Consider the following 22,997-nt stretch of genomic DNA (forward strand, 5'->3'; position numbering starts at 1 on the left):
CTACCTCGTGCTGTGCGGACGCCTATCGTAGTGGATCGGCGCGTAACGGATCAGCGCGATGCGGTCGGCAGCTCGTCCCACACCTTCGGATCTTCGGCGCCCAGCACCCAGCAGCTGAAGCCTTCCAGGCCGTATTGCTTGACCAGGTCGTAGCGTGCGCGGAAGCTGCGCGCGTCCGGGCGGAACACCCACTCGCGCAAGTCGTCGCGGTAGAAGTAGAACCACGACTCCTGCTCCTGCGCATCCCATTGCACGGTGGCGTTCTGCTCGATCGCCAGCGGGAAGGATTCGTCGGCGTCGATGTAAGTCGCGGCGATGTTCGACGCTTCGGTGCCGTCTTCCTTCACCGGGTTGCCGGTGTACCAGCGGTAGCCGTAGGTGGCGATGCCCAGCGACAGCTTGTCCTTCGGCACCTGGGTCAGCGCGTAGTCCAGGTGCTTCTTCATCCACACCATGCCGTCGACCGGGCCGGGCGTGGTCCAGCGGGTGTGCTGGTCGTAGGTCATCAGGCTGACCAGGTCCACCGCCTGGCCCAGCGCCTTCAGGTCGTAGGCGCCGCGCCAGTATTCCCACATCCACTTGGAGAACTGCCCGCCTTCGGCGTAGCCCGGCGCGTTCGGCACCACCGCCACCGACATCTTCAGGCCGGCCTTGTGCAGCGCCTCGGCGGTCTGCTTGACCATCAGCGTGTAGGCGTCGCGGTCGGTCCAGGCGATGTTCTCGAAATCGAACTGGAAGCCGTAGTAGCCGTTCTTTTTGCCGTGGATCAGCAGCGAGGCGATCATGCGCTTCTTCGCATCTTCGTCGTGCATCAGCTTGTGGAAGCCGTCGCGGCCGGTGGTCATCGACAGGATCGGCATCACCCGCAGCTGCTTGCGCTTGGCGATGTCGTAGATGTACGCGTTGGGGGTGCCGCTGACCAGGCCGTTCTGGTCCACGCCGTACCAGGTCGGCACCACCACGTCGATCTTGTCGACGTTGGCCAGGAACGCGTTGGTCGATTTCTGCGTGCTCATCAGATAGAACAGCGCGGTCGGGTTCTTGGCCATGGCCGGGGTACAGACCATGGACAGGGCAAGCAGCAGCCCTGCGAATCGCTTCATCATCGGGGGGTATCCGTCAGCGGGTGGAGGTGGGGGAGGGCAGGTCGATGCGGAACACGTAGGCGTGTTCGCCGGCAGGTTTGGCCGGCAGGGTCAGGTGCAGGCCGTCGGCGCGCTGTTCGAACGGCACCTGCTTGCCGGTGGCGAGCAGGGTCACGCCGTGCACGCCGTCGGCGGGCGTGAGCGAGCGGATCAGCGCCTTGCCGCCGGCCGGCCAGCCAAGCTCGATCGCGTACAGCGCGCCGTGGCCGGTGGTGAAGCGGAAATCCTCGGCGGTGTACGGCTTGGTCTTGGTGTCCTGGAAGGTGCCGCCGACCACTTCGGTCGGGCCTTCGCCATAGCTGCGCCACGGCTGGCTGTCGTAGATCGCCTCGCCGTTGGTCTTCAGCCACTTGCCGATCGACAGCAGGATGTCGCGCTCGGTGTCGGGGATCGAGCCGTCGGCGCGCGGGCCGATGTTGAGCATCAGGTTGCCGTTCTTGCTGACCACATCCACCAGCATGTGCACGATGAAGGTCGGGGTCTTGTAGGTGTCGTTCTCCACGTAGCCCCACGACGCGTTGCTGACCGAAGTGTCGGTCTGCCAGTGGGTCGGGTGGATGCCGGTGAGCTGGCCGCGCTCGATGTCCAGCGTGCCGGCGCCTTCGGCGAACGCGCCGAGCTTGTAGTTCACCACCACGCCGTCGCCTTGCGCAGCGCCATGGTTGTAGTAGTACGCCAGCATGGTCGGCAGGGTGCTGCGGAAGGTCGGGTGCGCGATCCACCAGTCGAAGTAGATCAGCTCCGGGTCGTAGCGGTCGATCAGCTCGGTGGTGCGCGCCAGCCAGTCGTCCAGCCACGCCTGCGACACCGGCGTCCAGTCGTTGACCACGTCGGCATCGTCCTTGCCCGGCAAGCGGATCTGCGCCGGCCCGTACAGGCCGGCGTAGCGTGGATCGTTGACGTCCGAGTCGAACGTGCGGCCGCCGTCGAAGAACCAGTTGTGCTCGGCGCGGTGCGAGGACAGGCCGAAGTGCATGCCCTGCGCGCGGATCGCCTTGGACAGCTCGCCGATCACATCGCGCTTGGGACCCATCTTGGTCGCGGTCCAGTCCGACAGCTGCGAGTCGTACATCGCAAAGCCGTCGTGGTGTTCGGCCACCGGCACCACATAGCGCGCGCCGGCTTCGCGGAACAGCGTGGCCCAGCCTTGCGGGTCGAACTTGGGCGCGGTGAACAGCGGGATCAGGTCCTTGTAGCCGAAGGTGGACTGCGGGCCGTACTTTTCGCGGTGGTGCGCGTAGTCCTGGCTGTCCTTGGCGTCGGGTTGGTACATGTTGCGCGAGTACCACTCGTTGCCGAAGGCCGGCACCGAGAACACGCCCCAGTGGATGAAGATGCCGAACTTGGCGTTGTCGTACCAGCCGGGCGAACGGTAGTGCTTCAGCGAGCTCCAGTCCGGACGGAACGGTCCCTTGCGTGCCCCGGCATCGGCTTGGCGCACCAGCCGCGCGCGTTCGGGCGCGTACTTGGCGGTGGCCTGCAGCCACTGCTGGTCGATCTGTTCGGGGCTGAGGGTGGTGGCGGTGGGCGCGGTCGGCGACGGCGCATCCGCGGCGCAGGCGGGCACGGCCGCCAACGCGAAAATGAGGGAGAAGCTGCTGGCCAGAGTCTTGCGTACAGCGCCGGCGTGGCCGGATCGGTCCGCGCGCAGGCGGGTCTCGGACGTCATGGAACTGCACTCCTCTGCAGAAAACGCGATGCCGGCGCAAAGCAACCGCCGGGCAAAAAAAGGGCGCGCCACCGTGGAGAGTCGGTGGCGCGCCGCCAGTGCTACATCAGAACTTGAAGTTGAGCTGCGCGGTGTAACCACGCCCGTTCTTGTAGAACGCGGTCGGGGTGTCCTTGCTGCCGCTGTACAAGCGATAGGTGGAATCCAGCAGGTTGGTCGCGCCGAAGGTGATGCCCATGTAGTCGGTGATCTGATACGAGGCGGTCAAGTCCAGCTGCTTGTAGCTGTCTGCGAAGTCTTCCGATCCCAGGCGGCCGATCTGGGTGAAGTACTTGGAGCGGTAGCTGTAGTTCAAGCGCACCGTCCAGTCGTCGTGTTCCCAATAGGGAATCACGTTGTAGGTGTCGCGCGACAGGTAGGGCAGGTTCAGGCCGGAGCTCGCATCGGATTTGGCGAACGTGTAGTTCGCCTGCAATCCGAAGCCCAGGCCCAAGGTCTGCTGGTAGTTGATCGATGCGCCCTTGACCTTGGCGTTGGAGGCGTTGGTCGGTGTGGTGACCTGATAAATGCCCGGCGGGTTCAACGGGGTCGCCGGCCGCTGCTCGGCCACCGTGGTGCTCACGATGTAGGAGCTGATGTCGCGGTAGAACACCTCGCCCGACAGCATGCTGGACGGGGCGAAATACCACTCGGCCGCCAGGTCGTAGTTGGTGGACTCGTACGGCTTGAGGTCCGGGTTGCCGCCGCTGCCGGTCAGGTTGCCGTTGCCGCTGCTGACCGTGAACGAACCGGCCAGGTCGGCGTAGCGCGGGCGTGCCATGACCTTGGCGGCCGAGAAGCGCAGCACGGCGTCATCGGCCAGGTCGTAGGCCACGTTGAAGCTCGGCAGCGCCTTGCGGTACTCGTGGGTTTCGGCAACACGCGAGTAGTTCACGCCATTGTCCGCGCTCTGCCAATATTCCGACTTGTCGGTGGTGTCGAGCAGGCGCACGCCGACATTGCCGCGCCATTTGCCCGACTCGAAGTTCAGCTGGGTGTAGGCGTTCTGGGTGATTTCTTTCACGTCGAACGAGGCGCCGAAATCGGTGCTGTAGGGGCCCTGCGGCTGCGCCAGCAGATAGCGGCGGACGGCACTCAGGTCGGCGGTCGGCCAGGTGGTCAGATCGCCGCTGGCGCCCAGGCCGTCGTAAAGGCCGCTCTGCGTGGTGCCGGGATTGAACTGGGTCAGCGAGATCGGGTCGGTGGTGTTGATGCGGTTGCCGCGTGCATCCACGCCGTTGTTGTGGTTGATGTACTTGTAGCCGAACTGCAGTTTGGTGAACGGGCCCCATTGCAGGTCGCGCGCGGCATCCCACTGGAAGTATTTTTCTTCGTCCTTGCTCTTCTGGTAATAGATGCCGCCTGCCTGCATCACGCCGTCCGCCGTCGAGCCTGCCGGCAGCCCGGCGGCATTGCCCGGCAGCCCCCAGTTGGCGGCACCGCCGTTGTCATAGTTCACCGCGGTGTGCGAGCCGTCGAAGGCGTAGTTGTAGCCGCCGTCCTGCATCAGGTACTTCATCAGGTACTCGGGGCTCTTGCCGCCGGTGGCCTGGGTATCGCCGATCTGGGTGGTGAACACCCACTTTTCGCCCGACCAGTCGTGGCGCAGGTTCAGGCTCTTGGTGGTGACCGTGCTTTCGCGGTAGTTGGTGTCCAGCTGTGCATACGGCTGGTCGTTGACACCGCCGCGGGTGTTGTCCGATACCGTGGCCGAGGTGACCACGCCGTTTTCCACGTTGGCGCTGGTGACCTTCTGCAGGTCGTTATTGCAGGTCGGGCAGACGTAGCGCGCCTGGCTGTAGTTGTTGTACTTGCCCTTGATGTAGATGCCGGTCAGGTTGACTTCGTTCTGCGCGTCCGGCTTCCACTGCAACGCAGCCTGCAGGCCGTTGCGCTCGCGGGTCTGCTGGAAGAACGCGCTGCTGATGCCGGCCGGCACGCGGGCGGTTGCGACATTGCTGCCGTCGCCGGTGATGGTGGCGGTGGGCGGAATGCCGCCGCCGGGGGTGTTACCGGCGCCGGTGGTGTAGCCGAAGTATTCGATGCCGGCGCGCGCGATGTCCTGCTTGTCGTGGGTGGCGGAGATCAACGCGCCGAAGGTCTCGTCGTCGTTCTTCCAGCTCCACAGCGCCGAGCCGCGCGGGTTGCCGTCCTTGGAACGGTCGTTGTAGTTGTAGCCGACCGAGCCGCGGATGGTGTTCTTCGGCAGGTCCAGCGGCTTGCGGGTGTTCACGATCACGGTGCCGCCGATCGAGCCTTCGTCGATGCGCGCTTCCGGGGTCTTGTAGACCTCCATCAGGCCGATGATTTCCGGCGACAGCAGGGTGTAGTTGAAGGTGCGGCCGCTGGTGTCGGACGGGTTGCCGCCCCAGTCGCCGGAGGCGATGGTCTGGCCGTTGAGCAGCACGCGGTTCAGCGCCGGGTCGGTGCCGTTGATGCTGACCTTCTCGCCTTCGCCGAACTGGCGGTCCACGCTGATGCCCGGCAGGTGCGCCAGCGACTCGGCGGCATTGGTGTCCGGGAACTTGCCGATGTCCTCGGCGCTGATCGCATCGACGATGGAGTTGGCCGAGCGCTTGACCGACTGGCTCTTCTCCAGCGAGGCGCGGTAGCCGCTGACGGTGATCGTGTCCAGTTGCTGGACGTTCTTCGATTGCGCGCTGGAAGCGGGTGCTTCCTGCGCCATTGCATTACCGGACAGGTACAGCGCGGCCATGATGCTGATGGCTAACGTGGTGGTGCGGCTATTCATTGGCTAAACCTCTGGGTTAGTACATGGGCATGAGGTGCCAACCGATGTTCCGGCGTGCTGGCCGCTGCCCGGCCTGTTGACTGCGCGGTACCTTGCGGTGGCTGCGCGTATCGCGTTTCGGTGCGCCTCGTCCGGTCGTTGACGCGGAAGTGGCCGCCGGCGGCACCGAGGACGCCGGTCTTTCCTTTTTTCCTGATGGGGCAACCAACGTCCAACAAAGAGAGGCATGTTTCATGCCGGTGCGCGGGCGGGACTCCGTTTTCCGTGCATGGCGTTAAACTGAATTGTGAGTGTCTTTAAGTTGTAAAACTGGCGATGGTTTGAGTCTGGAATAGCGTTGACAGCGTTGTCAATACTTGATTTACGATATCTTGACAATTCTGGGCAAGGAGATCGCTAGGCGTTGTGAAGATCTATTGCAAAGGTCCTGAGTCGGATGTCTATATCGTTGTTATATAAGAAAATTTCAGCTGAAGCTGAGCCTGGTCTGCACCTTTGCGGCGACGCGGGCGGCGGGCCATCGCATGCTGCTGGGCGCAATCTGTGTCGATATTTTGTGCATTGCGGCGAATTTTTGCGGGCGTTCCGCCCCGCTTTTCTTGCGGTCTGTCGGCGGCGTCGGTGTCTTCATGTGACGGCGCCACCTATTGCTCCATCATGGCGTATGGGTGCAAGCGGTGGCGGTAGCGCGACATCCCGGTGAAATTCACCTTGACAACGTTGTCATAGTGGTCTGAAACTCGATCGATCAACAGGCCAATCGGCGTGCGCCCTTTGGGGCGCAACGGGAGAAGTACGTGTCTGCAAGCATTACACCGGTTGTAGCGGCTGGGCCGCGCGCCGAGTCTTTCATCGCCGCCGATGTCGGCGGCACCCATGTCCGTATCGGCCTGGTCGCGCGCGGCGATGCCGGTAGCGACGTGCAGGCGGTCAAGTTGCTGGACTACCGCAAGTACCGCTGCGCCGACTATCCGGGCCTGACCGAGATCATCGGCGAGTTCCTGTCCGGCGTGCCCGGCCCGGCGCCGACCCGCGGGGTGATCGCCAGCGCCGGCTATGCCCTGGAAGACGGCACGGTGATCACCACCAATCTGCCGTGGAGCCTGTCGCCGCCGGAGATCCGCGAGCGCCTGGGCATGCAGGCCTTGCACTTGGTCAACGATTTCGAGGCGGTGGCCTATGCGGCCTCGTCGATGGACGCCAGCGAAGTGCTGCACCTGACCGGCCCGCGCAAGGCGCAGCGCGGACCGGCGCTGGTGATCGGCCCTGGCACCGGACTCGGCGCGGCTGTGTGGATCCCCACCAACGGCGGCGCGGTGGTGCTGGCCACCGAGGCCGGCCATGCGGCCCTGCCGGTCGGCAGCGAGTTGGAGATGGCGATCGCGCAGCGGCTGTTGCGCACGCGCAGCTACGTGCCGGTGGAACACCTGCTGTCCGGTCCTGGCCTGCTCAACCTCTATAAGGTGTTGTGCGAGCTGCACGATGCCGCGCCGGCGCATGCCGCGCCCAGCGAGGTCACCGCGGCGGCGTTGGGCGGCAACGATCCGCTGGCGCATGACGCGCTGTCGGCGTTCTGCGGCCTGCTCGGCAGCGTGGTCGGCGACATGGCGCTGCTGTATGGCATCCAGAGCGGCATCTACTTGGCCGGCGGCTTCCTGCCGCAGATCGGCGCGTTCCTGGCCGCCAGCAGCTTCGTCGAGCGCTACTTGAACAAGGGCGCGATGCGGCCGGCATTGGAGCAGATCCCGGTGAAGCTGGTCGAGCACGGCCAGCTCGGGGTGATCGGCGCGGCCAACTGGTTCCTGCAGCAGCGCTAGCGCGGTTTTCTTGCGGCCGTCGAGCGACTGCGGGAGCGGTGTTGGGTGGCTTGACGCCACTCAGCGTCGCTCCCGCGGCGTTTTTATGCAGCCGTCGCTTGCGGCCGCCGCTGCGCAGGTTGCCGCCTGGCGGACGATCGCCGCAGTGCGGCGACCGCCTGCGCGGCCGCCGCGCCGCCGCGGCTATAGCGTGAAGTGCACGCTGAGCATGTAGCCGCGCCCGTTCTTGTACAGATAGTAGGGCTGGCTCTCCTGGCCGACGTAGCTGTAGTAGGTCTGGTCGAGCAGGTTGCTGCCTTCCAGCTGCAGCTTGACCTTGTCGGTGATGGCATAGGACACCGACGCATCGAGCTGGGTGAAGGCATCGGTCATCTGGTTCGCACCCAGGCGCCCGATCTGGGTGAAGTAGGCCGAGCGCCAGCCCAGGGTCAGCCGCGCCTCCCACGGTCCTTTCTCGAAGTAGGGGCTGAGGTTGTAGCTGTTCTTGGAGTTGTAGGGCAGGTTGTAATCGCCCTGGGTATCGGCCTTGGAGTAGGTGTAGTTCGCCGCCACGCCGAAGCCGCCGCCCAGTTGCTGCTGGTAGCTCAGCGACACGCCCTTGACCTTGGCCGCGCCGGAATTCTGCGGCAGCGTCACCTCGTAGATGTCCTCGCGGTTATACGTGTTGTTGTGCAGCGGTTGCTGCACCAGGGTCTGCAGGATGTAGTTGGAGATGTCGCGGTAGAACAGCTCGCCGGAGAGCACGCTGTTGGGCGCGAAATACCATTCCAGCGAGGCGCCGTAGTTGGTGGAGCGGTACGGGTCCAGCGCCGGATTGCCGCTGCTGGCGGTGAGCTTGTTGTCGTCGGCGTTGACGTAGGGCGTGAGGTCGGCATAGCGCGGCCGCGCGATCACCTTGGCCGCGGCCACGCGCAGGATCAGTGCGTCGGACAGGTCGTAGGCGAAGTTCAGCGACGGCAGCCATTCGCCGTAGGACGTGTTGTAGCGCACCGGCGCATAGGCGCTGCCGTCGTACTGGTAGCCGCCGATCGCATCGCGGGTGTTGACGTAGCGCACGCCGATGTTGCCGCGGTAAGTGTCGCCGGAGAAATCCGCCTGCAGGTAGGCGGCGCGGTTACGCTCGACCACGTCGAAACTGCTGCCGTAGCTGGGCGCGAGCGTGTCGCTGCCGGGCAGGCCGCCGACGTAGTCGACCAGCGCGCCGGGGCTTTGCCGCGGCCAGTGGCGCATGTCGTCGCTGACCGACAGGCCGTCCAGGTAGCCGCCGGGCGTGTTGCCGCCATAGACCGCGCCCAGCGTGGTGTTCGGATCGGCGGGGAAGCTGTCGTAGTACATGTCCTGCGCGGTGCTGTGGCGCGTGGCCTTGACCCCGGCGCGCAGCTTGGTGATCGGCCCCCAGTCCACGTCGTGGTCGAAGTCCAGTTGCGCGTAGCGCTCCTTGTCCAGGTTCGGATAGCGATTCACGGTGGCGCCGAGCACCGACATCGTATCCAGCGTCGATGGCGGCACCGCGTAGTCCACGCCGACGTTGCGGTGGTCGATGGCGTAGTCGTAGCCGCCGTTGCCGCGGAAGGTGAGGCCGTAGATGCGATCGGCGCCGCCGGCCGAACGGGTCGCGCCGACCTGGCCGGCGGCGTTCCAGCCGTCGCCGTGCCAGTCGCCGCGCAAGGTGTTGCTGCTGGTCTTGACCTTGGTCTTGCGCACGTACGAATCGAGGATGGTTTCGGCGTTGTCGCCATAGGCGCCTGAGGTGGCGACGCCGTCGCTCACCTCCAGCGCGGTGGCGTTGGCCGGGATGAAGTTGGCGTAGCGGCTCTGGTTGACGTTGTCGAACGTCTCCTCGACGTACAGGCCGGTGTAGGTCAGCTCGAAGGCGTCGTTCGGTTTCCACTGCAGCGCGCCGGTGACGCCGTCGCGCTTGCGGGTCTGGGTGAACAGCGCGCTGTTGATCGCGGTGGGATAGACCCCTTGCTTGCCGGCGGCGACCGCGTCGGGGAAGCCGGCGCCCTGGATGTCGCTGTAGCCGAAGATCTCCACGCCGTCGCGGCGCAGCGCGCGCTCCGAGTGCATCACCGAGCCGAGCACGCCGAGCGTGCCTGCGTCGTTCTTCCAGTTGTACAGCAGTGCGGCATTGGGCTTGCCGTCTTCGGAACGGTCGTTGTCACCGTAGCTGATGCTGCCGGTCAGCAGGTTCTTGTCCAGTTCCAGCGGCTTGCGCGTGTGCAGGATCACGGTGCCGCCCAGGCTGCCTTCGTCGATGCTGGCCTGCGGGCTCTTGTAGACCTCGGCGCTGCCGATCACCTCCGGCGCCAGCAGCGAATAGTTGAACGAGCGGCTGTCCGGATTGTTCGGATCGCCGCCCCAACTGGTGGAGGCGATGCTCTGGCCGTTGAGCAGGACCCGGTTCAGCGCCGGATCGGTGCCCAGGATCGAGACCTTCTCGCCTTCGCCGAACTGGCGATCGACGCTGACCCCGGGCAGGTGCGACAGCGATTCGGCGACGTTGGCCGCGGGAAACTTGCCGACGTCCTCGGCCGAGATCGCATCGACGATGGCATCGGCATTGCGCTTGATGTTGAGCGATTTCTGCAGGCTGGCGCGGTAGCCGGTGACCTTGACCGCATCCAGTTCCTGCACCGCCGCGGGCGTTGCCTGGCCGCTGGCGGATGCGCTGGCGTCGGCCGCGTCGTTGCGCTGCGGCGTGGGAACTTGCTGGGCGAAGGCGCTGGCCGGTGCGGCCAGCGCGGCGGCGACGGCGAAGGCCAGGGGAGCGAGGCGGATGCGGTTCAAGCGGGCGGTCTCCGAAAGGGGCGCAGGACGCGCAAGGCCCACCGGCGTGGCGGCGGGCAAGTGACGCCATCGGCCCGGATGCGGCGCGATGGACGAATCGAACACAGGAGCGGGGCGTGCATGCCCGCGAACGGCGCATGCGGCGTGTCGGCATCGCGGCCATGGCGTGCCGGTGTGCCCGCGCCGCACATGGGCGCGGCAGCGGCGGATGGCGCACGCGGCTGCGCGTGCGTGGGTTGTGCGGACGGGCGGCCATGCGGTGGCGGGCCGTGTCGTTCGTTGCGCCGGTTCAAACCGGAAGCACCCCGCGCGATGGCTCAGGAGCGCCGACTGTGTCGCGCTTGTCCTTCGTTGTCAACGCGCATCACAGTTAAAGAATCGCTAAAAAAGCGCTGTTTTGCAGGGGAAATCCGCGATTCGCGCGGCGTCGGCGGCTTGGCCGTGGGGCGGCTTTGGCGTGCCTGCGGTCAACGATGTCTACGCGATTGCGTGCGCCGGCTCACAGGTCGCCGCAGCGCGCCTGCAATGCGGCGATCGCGGTCAGACCGGCGGTCTCGGTGCGCAGGATGCGCGGTCCCAGGCGCAGGCCGGCGAAGCCGGCGGCGTGCAGCGCGGCGCGGTCGCGCGGCGACCAGCCGCCCTCCGGGCCGATCGCGATCGTCGCCGCGTTGCCGGCGATGTCCAGCGTGCGCAGCCGGTGTTCGCCTTGCGGATCGAGAGTGAGCTTCGGCTGCGTGCCGGCCACGCCAGCGGCGGCGTCGGCCAGCGCCAGCGGCGCGGCCAGGCTGGGCACGCGCGCGCGGCCGGACTGTTCGCAGGCCGAGATCACGACGCTGCGCCAGTGCGCCACGCGCTTGTCCGTGCGTGCCGCATCCAGCTTCACCTCGGTGCGCTCGGCCCAGACCGGTACGATCGCGGCCACGCCCAGTTCGGTCGCCTTCTGCAGGATCAGGTCCATCTTCTCGCCGCGCGCCACGCCCTGCAGCAGGGTGATCGCCAGTGGCGATTCGTTGTGTACGGGCTGCGCCGCGCCGATCCGCGCGCTGGCGCCGCGCTTGCCGACCTGCAGCAGTTCGGCGTCGTAGTCGCAGCCGTCGCCGTTGAACAGCACGCAGCGGTCGCCTGCGTGCAGCCGCAGTACGCGCAGCAGGTGTCCGGCCACGTCCTCGGGCAACACCATGTCCTCGCCTTCGCGCAGCGGCAGCGCGACATGGCAGCGGGTCAGGCGCATGCCACGGCCTCGTCGATCGCGGCCAGGGTGGTCTCGGCGAGCAGTGCCAGTTGCGCATCGTCCACGCAGTACGGCGGCATCCAGTACAGCACGTCGCCCAGCGGGCGCAGCACCACGCCGCGCTGCAGCGCGGCGCGGTACGCGCACAGGCCGACCCGTGCGCCGGCCGCGAATGGGGTGCGCTTGTCGCCATTGCGGGTCAGTTCGAACGCCACCACCATCCCGGCCTGGCGCACGTCGGCCACGTGCGGGTGGTCGTTGAACGGCGCCGACAGCGCGCGCAGGGTTTCGGCGGTGCTGCGGTTGCGCGCGATCACGTCGTCCTGCTGGAAGATGCGCAGGCAGGCCAGCGCGGCGGCGCAGGCCAGCGGATTGCCGGTGTAGCTGTGCGAGTGCAGGAAGGCGCGCTCGCGGCTATCGTCGAGGAAGGCGTCGTACAGGTGTTGCGTGGCCAGCACCGCCGACAGCGGCAGGAAGCCGCCCGTCAGGCCCTTGGACAGGCACAGCAGGTCCGGCATCACTCCGGCCTGCTCGCAGGCGAACAGGGTGCCGGTGCGGCCGAAGCCTGTGGCGATTTCGTCGGCGATCAGGAATGCGCCGTTGGCGTCGCACAGTTCGCGCGCGCGGCGCAGGTAGGCCGGGTCGTGCATGCGCATGCCGCCGGCGCACTGCAGGCGCGGCTCCAGGATCACCGCGCAGATCTCGCCCGGATGGCGGTCGAACAGGTCGGCCAGCGCATCGGCGGCGGCATCGGCGCGCTGCCGTGCGCTCTGTCCCGGCGCGGCCAGGTAGGCGTCGGGCGAGGGCGCGAATAGCGCTTCGCACAGCAGCGGCGCGTACACCCGCCGGTACAGCGGGATGTCGCCGACCGCCAGCGCGCCGATGGTCTCGCCGTGATAGCCGTTCTCCAGCGCGACGAAGCGGGTGCGGCGGGTCTCGCCGCGGTTGTGGAAATAGTGGAACGCCATCTTCAGCGCCACTTCGACCCCGGCCGAACCGTTGTCGGCGTAGAACACCTTGGCCAGCGGCGCACGCCCGTCCTGGCGCGGCGCCAGCGCCAGCAATTGCTCGGCCAGTTCCACCGCCGGGGCGTGGCTGAAGCCGGCCAGCATCACCTGTTCCAGCTGGGTGGCCTGCGCAGCGATGGCCGCGGCGATGCGCGGCTCGCTGTGGCCGAACAGATTGGTCCACCAACTGCTCACCGCATCCAGGTAGCGGTTGCCTTCGTGATCGATCAGCCAGGCGCCTTCGCCGCGGGCGATCGGCAGTAGCGGCAGGGTGTGCGGATGCTCGCGCATCTGCGTGCAGGGGTGCCACAACACGGCCAGGTCGCGTTGCCGCCATGCAGCGGCAGTCTGTGATGCAGTCAGGTCTGTTAGCATTTCGCGCTCATGAACAGGTTCTTCGCTCCGTGCATTCTATCGGCCGACGCTGCAACGCGCCGCGGGCTGCCGGCGTGAGCCGTCCGTTGCCGATCATCCATGCCTTGCGCGAGCGCGGCGAGTCCGCGATGGAGCGCAAGGTCGAGGAGCTGGACCTGGAGTTCAGCAACGGTGAACGGCGCGTGTTCCACCGGCTGACATCCCCCGGCCACGGCGCGGTGGTGGTGGTGCCGATGCTGGACGCGCAGACCGTGCTGCTGGTGCGCGAGTACGCCGCCGGCGTGCACCGCTACGAGCTGGGCCTGGTCAAGGGCCGCATCGACGCGGGCGAGACGCCGCTGCAGGCGGCCGACCGCGAGCTCAAGGAAGAGGCCGGCTACGGCGCGCGGCAGCTGCAGGTGCTGCGCGCGATGACCTTGGCGCCCACGTATATGAGCCATCAGTCCTGGCTGGTGCTGGCGCAAGACCTCTATCCCGAAAAACTGGCCGGCGACGAGCCGGAGGAACTTGAAGTGGTGCCCTGGAAACTGGCTGAACTGGATCAACTGATGTTGCGTGAGGATTTTTCCGAAGGGCGTTCGCTGGCGGCGCTGTTCATCGCCCGCGAGTGGCTGGGTCGTGCCGGATGATCCGCATCACCGCCGACCTGCGTGAAACCGTCATCGCCATCGCCATCGACGCCGCCGCGGCGATCATGGCGGTCTACGCCACCAGCTTCGACGTCGAGCACAAGGCCGACGCCAGTCCGTTGACGCAGGCCGACCTGGCCGCGCACCGGATCATCGTCGAAGGTCTGGAACGGCTGACCCCCGACCTGCCGGTGCTGTCCGAGGAGTCGGCGCAGATCCCCTGGGACGTACGCGAGCACTGGACCAGCTACTGGCTGGTGGACCCGCTCGACGGCACCCGCGAGTTCGTCAAGCGTAATGGCGAGTTCAGCGTCAACATCGCGCTGATCCACCTGGGCGCGCCGGTGTTCGGCGTGGTCCAGGCGCCGGTCGATGGCCGCCTCTGGCACGCGGTGCGCGGCGAGCAGGGGTACCGCCGCGACGGTTTCCGCGACACCGCGCTGAACACGCGGCGCCCGGCCAGTGCGCCGCTGCGGGTGGCGGCCAGCCGCTCGCACCGCGATCCGCGCACCGACGCGCTGCTGCTGCGCATGGGCGAGACCGAGGTGGTCGCGCAGGGCTCGTCGCTGAAGTTCTGCCGCATCGCCGATGGCGAGCTGGACGTGTACCCGCGCTTCGGCCCGACCTCCGAATGGGACACCGCCGCCGGCCAATGCGTGCTGCAGGCCGCCGGCGGCACGCTGCTTGCCGCCGCGACCGGCAAGCCGTTCCGCTACAACCGTCGCGCATCGCTGCTCAACGGCGATTTCATTGCGCTGGGCGATCCGGCGCTGCCTTGGCGGACCTGGCTGGGCTGAGCGCAATGCGCGCCCTCGGTTGACACGCGCGATGACGGCATTGCGGCCATGCGCCGCAGGCGGTTTGCATGCGCCGCATCGCCGCTCGCCACACCGCCGAGCGCTCATCTCGTGCGCCGCTCTGCCAAACTCATCGACAGGCGGCACCGTTGCCGTCGCATCGGAACCCGCACGTGACCGCAGCCCGCTACGACCTTCCCGCCCTGCTCGAGATCATGGCGCGCCTGCGCGATCGCGAGCACGGCTGTCCCTGGGACCTGGAACAGGATTTCGCCAGCATCGCCGCGTACACGATCGAAGAGGCGTACGAGGTGGCCGACGCGATCGACCGCAACGACCTGGGCGAGCTGAAGGACGAACTCGGCGACCTGCTGCTGCAAGTGGTGTTCCATGCGCAGATGGCACGCGAGCAGGGCGCCTTCGGCTTCGACGACGTGGTGACCGCGATCTGCGACAAGATGGTGCGCCGGCACCCGCACGTGTTCGGCGACAGCCAGGTCGCCGACGCCGAGCAGCAGACGCTGAACTGGGAACGGATCAAGCGCAACGAGCGCGCCGCGGCCGGCAAGACCGACCGTTCGGCGCTGGCCGGGATCGCGCGCGGCCTGCCGGAATGGCAGCGCGCGGTGAAGCTGCAGGCGCGCGCGGCGCGGGTCGGTTTCGACTGGCCGGGGCCGCAGCCGGTGCTGGAAAAGTTGCAGGAAGAGCTGGAGGAAGTGCGTGCGGAATTCGCGCGCGGCGCAGTGCAGGACAACCAGGCGCGGCTGCAGGACGAGATCGGCGACCTGCTGTTCGTCTGCGCCAATCTCGCGCGCCACGCCCAGGTCGATGTCGGCGCTGCGCTGCGCCATGCCAACCAGAAATTCGAACGCCGTTTCCGCGCGATGGAGCAGCTGGCGCAGCACGATGGCGGCGCGCTGGACGGCTTGTCGCTGCAGCAGCAGGAAGCGTACTGGCAGCGCGCCAAGCGCCAGGAACGCGACGCGGCGCAGGAGTGAAGACGCTGCTGCTGTTCGTGCTGACCGCGCTGGCCGAGATCGTCGGCTGCTACCTGCCGTACCTGTGGCTGCGCGAGCACGGCAGCGCGTGGCTGTTGCTGCCGGCGGCGGCCAGCCTGGCCGCGTTCGTGTGGCTGTTGAGCCTGCACCCGGAGGCCAGCGGCCGTGTCTACGCCGCGTACGGCGGTGTGTACATCGCGGTGGCGCTGCTGTGGCTGTGGGCGCTGCAGTCGATCCGGCCCACGCGCTGGGACCTGCTCGGCGCCGGCCTGTGCCTGCTCGGGATGGCGGTGATCATGTTTGCGCCACGGCAGGCCTGAGCGGCGCGATCTGGCGCTGCGCGGAGGCGCTCGTTGCTTGCAGGTATGTCCCACGCGCCGGCTCCGCGTTGCCGCATGCGTCCCCTTTGATGTAGGCGTCCGCGCAGCGGCGTATGCTGTACGCCTGCGCTGCCTGGGAGGGCCATCGCATGCGTCGCTTCGTCAGTTTCCGTGCGTTCTATCCGTGCTACCTGAGCGAGCACCGCCATTCGCTGTCTTCGTTCGCCGGTGACTGGTTCATGTTCAAGGAAATGCTGTTCGGGTGCATCCGCTGGTAGCGCGGGCGCCCTGCCGGCGCTCGCTATACTCGCGGCGTATTCATCCCCTGGTTAATGGAGCAACCTGATGCCATCCACTTATTTCCTCGCCCTGGTGATCCTGGTCGCGGGCGTGATCGTGCTGTTCAAGACCGTGCGCGTGGTGCCGCAGGGGTTCCAGTGGACGGTGGAGCGCTTCGGCCGCTACACCCATACCCTGTCGCCCGGCCTGCACTTCCTGATTCCGGTGGTCTACGGCCTTGGCCGCAAGGTCAACATGATGGAGCAGGTGCTGGACGTGCCCAGCCAGGACGTGATCACCAAGGACAACGCGGTGGTGCGGGTGGACGGTGTGGTGTTCTTCCAGGTACTGGATGCGGCCAAGGCCGCCTATGAAGTGTCGAACCTGGAGATCGCCACCATCGCGTTGGTGCAGACCAACATCCGTACCGTGATCGGCTCGATGGACCTGGACGAATCGCTGAGCCAGCGCGAGACGATCAACGCACAGCTGCTCAACGTGGTCGACCATGCGACCAATCCGTGGGGCATCAAGGTCACCCGCATCGAGATCCGCGACATCCAGCCGCCGCGCGACCTGATCGATTCGATGGCGCGGCAGATGAAGGCCGAGCGCGAGAAGCGCGCGCAGATCCTCGAGGCAGAGGGCTCGCGGCAGTCGGAGATCCTGCGCGCCGAGGGCGAGAAGCAGGCCGCGGTGCTGGAGGCCGAAGGCCGCAAGGAAGCCGCGTTCCGCGACGCCGAAGCGCGCGAGCGCCTGGCCGAGGCCGAAGCGCGCGCCACCACCATGGTGTCCAAGGCGATCGCCGAGGGCGACGTGCAGGCGATCAACTACTTCATCGCGCAGAAGTATGTGGAGGCGTTCAAGGAACTGGCCACCGCGCCGAACCAGAAGTTCGTGCTGATGCCGATGGAGTCCAGCGGCATCATCGGCTCGATCGCCGGCATCGGCGAACTGGCGCGCGAGGCGCTGAGCAAGCAGCAGTCCGCGCCGCCGGCGGTGCCGCGCGGCATGCCGCCGCGCAGCGGAGTCTGACGCATGCGCCCCGAGGTGGTGGCATGGGGCGCGCTGACCTTGCTGCTGTTCGCGGCCGAAGCGCTGGCGCCGGGCGCGTTCATGCTGTGGATGGGCTTCGCCGCCGCGGCGGTGTTCGTGGCCGTACTGGTGCTGCCGGACATCGCGCTGCTGCTGCAGATCGGCGCGTTCGTGGTGCTCAGCTTCGTCTCGATCCAGGTGTACCGCACCTGGTTCCGCGGCCGCGACCGGGTCAGCGACCGGCCGCTGCTCAACCGCCGCGCCGAGCAGTTGATCGGCCGGGTGGTGATGCTGGACCAGCCGATCCAGGCCGGCCGCGGCCGCGCCAAGGTCGACGACGCGTTCTGGGTGGTCGGCGGCCCCGATCTGCCTGCCGGTAGCACGGTGCGCATCGTCGGGGTGGATGGGATGACGTTGTTGGTGCAGGCGGAGTGAGGCCCGAGTCCCATTCCTTCTCCACAGCGCAGCCGGCGATAATGGGCGACTTTCGCCACGGACCCGCGCCATGACCCAGAAGACCATCCTCAACGACAGCCATCGCGCCCTCGGTGCCAAGATGGTCGACTTCGGCGGCTGGGACATGCCGATCCACTACGGTTCGCAGATCGACGAGCACCACCAGGTGCGCCGCGACGCCGGCATGTTCGATGTCAGCCACATGACCGTGGTCGATCTGCACGGCGCGCAGGTGCGCGCGTTCCTGCGCCATCTGCTGGCCAACTCGGTGGACAAGCTGAAGCTGCCGGGCAAGGCGCTGTACACCTGCATGCTCAACCCGCAGGGCGGGGTGATCGACGACCTGATCGTCTATTACATGTCCGATACCTTCTTCCGCCTGGTGGTCAACGCCGCGACGCGCAGCAAGGACCTGGCCTGGATCGGCGCGCAGGCGCAGGCGTTCGGCGTGGACGTGCGCGAGCGCGAGGACTTCGCGATGATCGCGGTGCAGGGGCCGAATGCGCGCGCCAAGGCGATCGGCCTGCTGCGCGCGGACGATCGCGCCGCAGTGCAGAAGCTGGGCCGCTTCGCCGCGTTCGAAGCCACCTCGACCGACGGCGTGGCGCTGTTCGTCGCGCGCACCGGCTACACCGGCGAGGACGGCTTCGAGATCGTGCTGCCGCAGGCGCAGGCGGTGGCGTTCTGGAACGCGCTGCTGGAAGCGGGGGTCAAGCCGGCCGGGCTGGGCGCGCGCGACACGCTGCGCCTGGAGGCCGGCATGAACCTGTACGGGCAGGACATGGACGACAGCGTGTCGCCGTACGAAGCCGCGTTGGCCTGGACCGTGGCGCTGGACGAAGGCCGCGTGTTCATCGGCCGCGACGTGCTCGAGGCGCAGAAGGCCAAGGGCCCGCCGCGGCAGATGATCGGCCTGGTGATGGACGACAAGGGCGTGCTGCGCCACGGGCAGAAGGTGCTCACTGCGCAGGGCGAAGGCGAGATCCTGTCCGGCACGTTCTCGCCGACGCTGGGCAAGGCGATCGCGTTCGCGCGCGTGCCGGCCGGCGAACCGGGGCAGGTGCGGGTGGACATCCGCGGTAAGGAAGCGCCGGTGCGCGTGGTCAAGTTCCCGTTCGTGCGCGAAGGCCAGGTCCAGCCCGGCGTCCTCGAGTGAAACGGCCGCCGCCGCAATGCACCCGCGACGTCGTTGCAGAGCATCCGGTTCGCTACACTAGCCCTCCATCCCCGACACCGTCTTTTTCCGGAGCAGCCCCATGAGCGAGATCCCTGGCGACCTCAAATTTCTCAAGTCCCATGAATGGGCGCGCGTCGAAGGCAACGGGCGCGTCACTGTCGGCATCTCCGAGCACGCCCAGGGCCTGCTCGGCGATCTGGTCTACGTCGAGCTGCCCAGCGTCGGCGACGAGGTCGTGGCCGGCAACGGCGTGGCTGTGGTCGAGTCGGTGAAGGCCGCCTCGGACGTGTACAGCCCGCTCACCGGCAAGGTGGTCGAGGTCAATGCCGCGCTCAGCGACAAGCCGGAGACGATCAACGAGGACGCGTACGGCGAAGGCTGGATCTTCGTGCTGGAGATCGCCGACCCGGAGCAGTTGAACGAACTGCTGACCCCGGACGACTACGCCGAGCTGCTCGAGGAAGACGGCCACTGAGCCGAACCGCTTCATCGCGACAGTCGAACCGGCCGCCTTGTGTGGCCGGTTTGCGTTTGCGCGGCACGAACGAACGCGGCAACAGGCAGCGGCGCGCGTTCGATAGTCCGCTGGGTTGCCAATGAGGCGATCGGTCGCTCGGCGCGGCTGAGTGGCCGGCGTAGCGGCGAGCCGGCACGACGCAGGCATGGATGCGACACGACAGGCGGCGGATGCCGGCCGTGCCCGACGCATCGATGCGCACGACGTGGTCGCCATGTGCTGGAAGGCGGCGCCGCTGCAGCGGCGCTGGGACGCGGCGAAGGTCGCGCCGGTTTTCTGGCAGTGACGGTGATGTGCATCGCAGTGGGCGCCGCGGGCGAAGCGTCTGCCGATCGCAGCAGCGTTCGCTGCGCTGCGGCCAGCGTCGGCCAGCGGCATCGCGCGGGTTCGGTCGGGGTGTTCGCCGTGGCGCGCATGCGCAGTGCTGCGGGGTCGCTCGAGGCGAACATGCACTCGGTAGCGGACGCGGCGGCGAGAGCAAACGCAACGCGTCCGCTCGCATGTGCGTGATGTGCCGGTGAGGAGCGCGCGCAGCCATGCGCACGCTACAGCTGCATCGTCGCCGCCGTCGCGATGCAGTGCGCGGCGGCGCACGCGCACGCTCGCAAGCGCCGAACAGCGCGAAAAAGTTTGCGCAGTTTTGCGCATTTGCTCTTGCGCGATGCCGGAACGGCGCATGCCGCGAAAAGTTTTTTTTCAGCTAGCGGACAGGCTCGCGCGCGCGCGTCTGCAAGCCGTCAGCGCCGCGCGCGGCAGCGCGCGAAACTGCCGCTCGCGTCGGTGTGTTGCAAAAAAGCGCGGGAATTACCGCTGTTTTTGTCTGCGTCGAAGTTTCGCCGCGGATTTCGCAACGGCTGTCGTCGAGCTCCAGGGGCCGCCGATCGCGGCCATCGCTGCGGTCGCGGCACGCGATGCCTGAAAAAAAATTGCGTAGAACTGTTGACAGTAAAAAAAAGCGTGATTAGGTTTCGCCCAGCAGACGTTGCTGCGCAAGCGAGTGAATCGGATCGACATCGAAACGCGAAGCACAACTTGGACATCCGCCAGGAACCTGATGATGGTGGAGCAGGTGTCGCTTCCCTCCGAGAAACGCAACGTCTCCCCTGGCACGGCACCCGTATCGAACTTCGCTACGGGTGTTTCTGTATCCGACCCGGCCCGCACTACGCGCCGGCGGATCCTGCAGGCGGGCCATCGCCGCGGGTTTGCTTTAACTGGGCGTTTTCAATCCATAGTTCACTGACGAGGAGCCATCCCATGGCCACGAAAAAAGCTGCGAAAAAGAAGCCGGCCGCTAAGAAAGCGGTCAAGAAGACTGCCGCCAAGAAGCCGGCAGCGAAGAAGATCTCGGTCAAGAAGGCGGTCAAGAAGGTCGCCAAGAAAGTTGCCAAGAAGGTCGCCAAGGTGAAGAAGGCGGTCAAGAAGGCCGTCAAGAAGACCACCGCGAAGAAGGCGGTAAAGAAGACCGCGAAGAAGGCTGTCGCCAAGAAGGCGGTGAAGAAGACCGCGAAGAAGGCTGTCGCCAAGAAGGCCGTAAAGAAGACCGCGAAGAAGGCCGTCGCCAAGAAGGCGGTGAAGAAGTCGGCTGCCAAGAAGCCGGCCGCGAAGAAGGCTGTCGCCAAGAAGGCCGTCGCCAAGAAGAAGCCGGTTGCCCGCAAGAAGAAGACCGCTCCGGTCGCGCTGCCGGCAACGCCCGCGCCGCTGATCTGATCCATCCCGATAGCCGTACCTAAGCTCTCTCCCCGGTGCCCAGCGGGGAGGGAGCTTTTTTATGGTCGCGCGCTTGCCGTCGCCGCGGCGAGCTGCGTGCCAGCGTCGACCTGTCGCTGACTTGGCGCCCATCTGCCACGCCTGCACGGCGGCTAGTCCCCGAGCCAGCGATGTTGCCGCCATTGCGCTCTGTCGCAGCCTGGCGCGTGCCCGATCTGTAAGAAATTGCGACTGCGCTGCAGGCGACGATGGCGCGCGAGTTCGCCAAGCGGCTGCCTCGCTGTCGCAGACGACGCGTTCGCCGACGCCGCCCGGCTTCGGCTGCGCTCCTGATCCTCCTTCTCCCGCCGCGACCATGGCAGCCTTTTCGTGGGGAGGTGGCGCGCAGCGTTGGTTGAGGGTGGGTGCGTAGCGACGCGTTATGCGCCGAGATGACGTGCGTCGCCATGCGTCCTCATTGCCGCGAGACTTTGCCCGGATCCTCTCATTGTCACTAGGCTTCGCCCGTACCCTCACCCCAACCCCTCTCCCGATGGGAGAGGGGCTTTATTCGCTTGATGGAGGTCTGCGCGATTATTCGCCGCTGATCCGGCAGCCGGTTTGTGGTGACGACGACGGCCAATGCTTCGGTCACGGGCTTCAAGCAGCGTTTCGGCATAGGCCGAGCCGCACGCCGCACCCCTGTAAGAGCGGCTTCAGCCGCGACCATATCGCCTGGATTCCATCAACGTTGGATCAGGCGCAGTTGCTGGCTTGCGTAGCCCACCAGATCCTGTCGCGCTGAAACACAGGTCTCGCGAAGCCAGCACGCAGACAGCAAAAAGGCGGCTTGCGCCGCCCTCCGCTGCATCCATCGGGAGACCGCCCGCGTCAGCGCGGCGATGCCGTCGACTTGGACGCGGAGGCGCCCTTCTTGTCCTTCGGATCCGGACGCTCGGCCATCATGTTGTCGCTGCCGAAGTCGGTGTCCACGTCCAGCCAGCGCTGTGCGGGCAGGCCGATCGCGCGGTCCAGGATGGTCGGCAGCAGGCCGGAGGGCAGGCCGCTCTCGCCGTTCCACAGGATCGCCACGCCCAGGTCGCGTTCCGGCACCAGCGCGACCAGGCCGCGATAGCCCTGCACCGCACCGGCATGGAACACCACCTGGTGGCCCGAGTAATCGAAGATGCGCCAGCCAAGCGCGTAGCTGGCCGAATTGACCCGCTCGCGGCGCCAGCCCGAGCGCATCTCGCCGGGGGTGAGGATCAGCGGCGCATGCAGGGTCGCCAGCAGCGGCGCCGGCAGCACGTCCGGACGGTGCCCGGTATGCGCGATCAGCCACTGCGCCATGTCGCTGATGCTGGCGTTGACGCCGGCCGCCGGGGCCAGCCGGTAGTAAGTGGGCTTGGGCATCAGCGACACCCAGCCGTTGCGGCTGCGCACGTGCGGGCGCGCCCAGCTCGGGCTGGCCTGGATCCCGGCCAGGCCCATGCTGGCGTCGTTCATGCCCAGCGGCTTGAAGATGCGGCGCTCCACCGACTGCTCGTAGAAGCTGCCGGAGGCAGCGAACACCACGTCGCCAATCAGGCTGAAGGCCACGTTCTGGTAGGCGTAGCACTCGCCGGGCGCGCACTTGAGCGGGGCGTAGGCGAGCTTGTGACTGAGCGTGTAGTAGTCGGTGTTGGACTCGACATCGCGGTCGTAGGCATTGTAGGTCAGGCCGACGCGATGGCTGAGCAGGTCGGCCACCTTCAATTGGCGCGAGGCGACCGGGTCGCTGAGCTGGAAACCGGGCACGTAGTCGGTGACCTTGCTGTCCCAGCGCAGGGTGCCGTCGTTGACCAGCAGGCCGGCCATGGTACCGGCGAAGGCCTTGGACAGCGAGGCAAGGCGGAACACGGTGTGTGCATTGACTGGCTGGGGGTGGTTGACGTCGGTGACGCCATAGCCGCGCGCGCTGATCACCTGGCCGTTGTGCACGATCGCCACCGCCAGGCCGGGCACGCGCTCGCCGTAGGTGAGCTGCTCTGCCATCGCTTCCAGGCTGGCGACATCGAAGCCCTTGGCCAGCGGCAGCACCTTGCTGTCCGGCAACGAGGCGCGGTACGGCAGCGGCTGGGTCGGCGAGGTATAGCGCGTGGCCTCGGTGTAGATCGGCGGCGGCAGCGGTTGCGAGGGCGCCGGCGTCTGCGCGGTGGAGGACATCGCAAAGGGCAGCAATGCCCCGAGCAACCCGGTTGCCACCGGTCGAAGGAGCCGGTGCCTGCTGTTCTGT

General features: G+C 67.0%; 19 protein-coding genes and 1 pseudogene. 12 read left to right on the forward strand and 8 right to left on the reverse strand.

What is annotated here, in order from left to right; all coding sequences use genetic code 11:
* Positions 1–50 precede the first annotated feature (50 nt).
* The 3 genes from E4A48_RS02845 to E4A48_RS02855 all read right to left on the reverse strand — a co-directional run bounded on the left by E4A48_RS02845 (position 51) and on the right by E4A48_RS02855 (position 5,605).
* Entirely contained in the window at positions 51–1,106 is a 1,056-nt protein-coding gene (locus E4A48_RS02845) for a glycosyl hydrolase family 18 protein (RefSeq protein WP_039005570.1), read from the reverse strand.
* Between the two features lie 13 nt (positions 1,107–1,119).
* Positions 1,120–2,814 carry an alpha-L-fucosidase gene (locus E4A48_RS02850; protein WP_142741868.1) on the reverse strand — a complete coding sequence of 565 codons (1,695 nt, stop codon included), beginning with the start codon at positions 2,812–2,814 and terminating at the stop codon, positions 1,120–1,122.
* A gap of 106 nt (positions 2,815–2,920) precedes the next feature.
* Entirely contained in the window at positions 2,921–5,605 is a 2,685-nt protein-coding gene (locus tag E4A48_RS02855; protein WP_142741869.1) for a TonB-dependent receptor, read from the reverse strand.
* Between the two features lie 797 nt (positions 5,606–6,402).
* Between E4A48_RS02855 and E4A48_RS02860 the strand changes: the two genes are divergently transcribed.
* Complete coding sequence (locus tag E4A48_RS02860) at positions 6,403–7,422, forward strand: glucokinase family protein (RefSeq protein ID WP_039005566.1); 1,020 nt, start codon at positions 6,403–6,405, stop codon at positions 7,420–7,422.
* A 183-nt stretch (positions 7,423–7,605) separates the two neighbouring features.
* Here the strand turns inward: E4A48_RS02860 and E4A48_RS02865 are convergent, their stop codons facing one another.
* From E4A48_RS02865 to bioA, 3 genes are all read right to left on the reverse strand, one after another.
* The gene (locus E4A48_RS02865; RefSeq protein WP_058196813.1) at positions 7,606–10,212 is read right to left on the reverse strand and encodes a TonB-dependent receptor; all 2,607 of its coding nucleotides are present in this window, start codon (positions 10,210–10,212) and stop codon (positions 7,606–7,608) included.
* 499 nt (positions 10,213–10,711) lie between these two features.
* Complete coding sequence (locus E4A48_RS02870; protein WP_142741870.1) at positions 10,712–11,443, reverse strand: 16S rRNA (uracil(1498)-N(3))-methyltransferase; 732 nt, start codon at positions 11,441–11,443, stop codon at positions 10,712–10,714.
* On the reverse strand, positions 11,434–12,825 hold the full coding sequence (gene bioA, locus E4A48_RS02875; RefSeq protein ID WP_039005562.1) for an adenosylmethionine--8-amino-7-oxononanoate transaminase: 1,392 nt from the start codon (positions 12,823–12,825) through the stop codon (positions 11,434–11,436). The genes E4A48_RS02870 and bioA overlap by 10 nt, the downstream gene beginning before the upstream one ends.
* Before the next feature lie 74 nt (positions 12,826–12,899).
* Between bioA and nudE the strand changes: the two genes are divergently transcribed.
* The 10 genes from nudE to E4A48_RS20395 all read left to right on the forward strand — a co-directional run bounded on the left by nudE (position 12,900) and on the right by E4A48_RS20395 (position 19,319).
* Positions 12,900–13,454 carry an ADP compounds hydrolase NudE gene (gene nudE / locus E4A48_RS02880; RefSeq protein WP_003472750.1) on the forward strand — a complete coding sequence of 185 codons (555 nt, stop codon included), beginning with the start codon at positions 12,900–12,902 and terminating at the stop codon, positions 13,452–13,454.
* Entirely contained in the window at positions 13,451–14,251 is an 801-nt protein-coding gene (gene cysQ / locus E4A48_RS02885; RefSeq protein ID WP_039005557.1) for a 3'(2'),5'-bisphosphate nucleotidase CysQ, read from the forward strand. Before nudE ends, cysQ begins: the two co-directional genes overlap by 4 nt.
* 215 nt (positions 14,252–14,466) lie before the next feature.
* The gene (mazG, locus tag E4A48_RS02890; RefSeq protein WP_237656048.1) at positions 14,467–15,249 is read left to right on the forward strand and encodes a nucleoside triphosphate pyrophosphohydrolase; all 783 of its coding nucleotides are present in this window, start codon (positions 14,467–14,469) and stop codon (positions 15,247–15,249) included.
* A complete protein-coding gene (locus tag E4A48_RS02895; protein ID WP_039005554.1) occupies positions 15,246–15,569 on the forward strand; it encodes a YnfA family protein in 324 nt (107 codons plus the stop codon). Before mazG ends, E4A48_RS02895 begins: the two co-directional genes overlap by 4 nt.
* Before the next feature lie 149 nt (positions 15,570–15,718).
* Entirely contained in the window at positions 15,719–15,847 is a 129-nt protein-coding gene (locus E4A48_RS20865; protein ID WP_256055837.1) for a hypothetical protein, read from the forward strand.
* A gap of 67 nt (positions 15,848–15,914) precedes the next feature.
* Positions 15,915–16,883, forward strand: coding sequence for an SPFH domain-containing protein (locus E4A48_RS02900; protein WP_003472760.1), 969 nt, complete (start codon positions 15,915–15,917; stop codon positions 16,881–16,883).
* A gap of 3 nt (positions 16,884–16,886) precedes the next feature.
* Positions 16,887–17,318 (forward strand): NfeD family protein, encoded by a 432-nt coding sequence (locus E4A48_RS02905; RefSeq protein ID WP_009600526.1) that lies wholly within the window; start codon positions 16,887–16,889, stop codon positions 17,316–17,318.
* Between the two features lie 70 nt (positions 17,319–17,388).
* Positions 17,389–18,495, forward strand: coding sequence for a glycine cleavage system aminomethyltransferase GcvT (gene gcvT, locus E4A48_RS02910; protein WP_039005553.1), 1,107 nt, complete (start codon positions 17,389–17,391; stop codon positions 18,493–18,495).
* Positions 18,496–18,595: 100 nt separating this feature from the next.
* Positions 18,596–18,991, forward strand: coding sequence for a glycine cleavage system protein GcvH (gene gcvH / locus E4A48_RS02915; protein ID WP_039005552.1), 396 nt, complete (start codon positions 18,596–18,598; stop codon positions 18,989–18,991).
* 187 nt (positions 18,992–19,178) lie between these two features.
* Complete coding sequence (locus E4A48_RS20395) at positions 19,179–19,319, forward strand: hypothetical protein (protein ID WP_185910708.1); 141 nt, start codon at positions 19,179–19,181, stop codon at positions 19,317–19,319.
* A 970-nt stretch (positions 19,320–20,289) separates the two neighbouring features.
* On the opposite strand, the pseudogene E4A48_RS21690 reads toward E4A48_RS20395, so the two are convergent.
* Positions 20,290–20,691: pseudogene (locus tag E4A48_RS21690) on the reverse strand (hypothetical protein); the annotation flags it as partial.
* A gap of 584 nt (positions 20,692–21,275) precedes the next feature.
* Between E4A48_RS21690 and E4A48_RS02925 the strand changes: the two are divergent.
* Positions 21,276–21,527, forward strand: a complete 252-nt coding sequence (locus E4A48_RS02925) for a hypothetical protein (RefSeq protein WP_142741872.1) — start codon at positions 21,276–21,278, stop codon at positions 21,525–21,527.
* Between the two features lie 86 nt (positions 21,528–21,613).
* On the opposite strand, the gene E4A48_RS02930 is transcribed toward E4A48_RS02925, so the two are convergent.
* Positions 21,614–22,966: a serine hydrolase domain-containing protein gene (locus E4A48_RS02930; RefSeq protein WP_176717082.1), complete on the reverse strand. Its 1,353-nt coding sequence runs from the start codon at positions 22,964–22,966 to the stop codon at positions 21,614–21,616.
* Positions 22,967–22,997 lie beyond the last annotated feature (31 nt).

It is taken from the genome of Xanthomonas translucens pv. cerealis, from assembly GCF_006838285.1.
In the GTDB taxonomy this organism is placed as follows: Bacteria; Pseudomonadota; Gammaproteobacteria; order Xanthomonadales; family Xanthomonadaceae; genus Xanthomonas_A; species Xanthomonas_A cerealis.

Coding starts and splice junctions, on each gene's coding strand:
- E4A48_RS02855 (WP_142741869.1), bottom strand. CDS start 5,605: ATGAATAGCCGCACCACCACGTTAGCCATCAGCATCATGGCCGCGCTG.
- E4A48_RS02870 (WP_142741870.1), bottom strand. CDS start 11,443: ATGCGCCTGACCCGCTGCCATGTCGCGCTGCCGCTGCGCGAAGGCGAG.
- E4A48_RS02900 (WP_003472760.1), top strand. CDS start 15,915: ATGCCATCCACTTATTTCCTCGCCCTGGTGATCCTGGTCGCGGGCGTG.
- E4A48_RS02925 (WP_142741872.1), top strand. CDS start 21,276: ATGGGAGAGGGGCTTTATTCGCTTGATGGAGGTCTGCGCGATTATTCG.
- gcvH (WP_039005552.1), top strand. CDS start 18,596: ATGAGCGAGATCCCTGGCGACCTCAAATTTCTCAAGTCCCATGAATGG.
- E4A48_RS20395 (WP_185910708.1), top strand. CDS start 19,179: ATGGATGCGACACGACAGGCGGCGGATGCCGGCCGTGCCCGACGCATC.
- E4A48_RS20865 (WP_256055837.1), top strand. CDS start 15,719: ATGCGTCGCTTCGTCAGTTTCCGTGCGTTCTATCCGTGCTACCTGAGC.
- E4A48_RS02845 (WP_039005570.1), bottom strand. CDS start 1,106: ATGATGAAGCGATTCGCAGGGCTGCTGCTTGCCCTGTCCATGGTCTGT.
- cysQ (WP_039005557.1), top strand. CDS start 13,451: ATGATCCGCATCACCGCCGACCTGCGTGAAACCGTCATCGCCATCGCC.
- E4A48_RS02850 (WP_142741868.1), bottom strand. CDS start 2,814: ATGACGTCCGAGACCCGCCTGCGCGCGGACCGATCCGGCCACGCCGGC.
- E4A48_RS02905 (WP_009600526.1), top strand. CDS start 16,887: ATGCGCCCCGAGGTGGTGGCATGGGGCGCGCTGACCTTGCTGCTGTTC.
- gcvT (WP_039005553.1), top strand. CDS start 17,389: ATGACCCAGAAGACCATCCTCAACGACAGCCATCGCGCCCTCGGTGCC.
- mazG (WP_237656048.1), top strand. CDS start 14,467: ATGGCGCGCCTGCGCGATCGCGAGCACGGCTGTCCCTGGGACCTGGAA.
- bioA (WP_039005562.1), bottom strand. CDS start 12,825: ATGCTAACAGACCTGACTGCATCACAGACTGCCGCTGCATGGCGGCAA.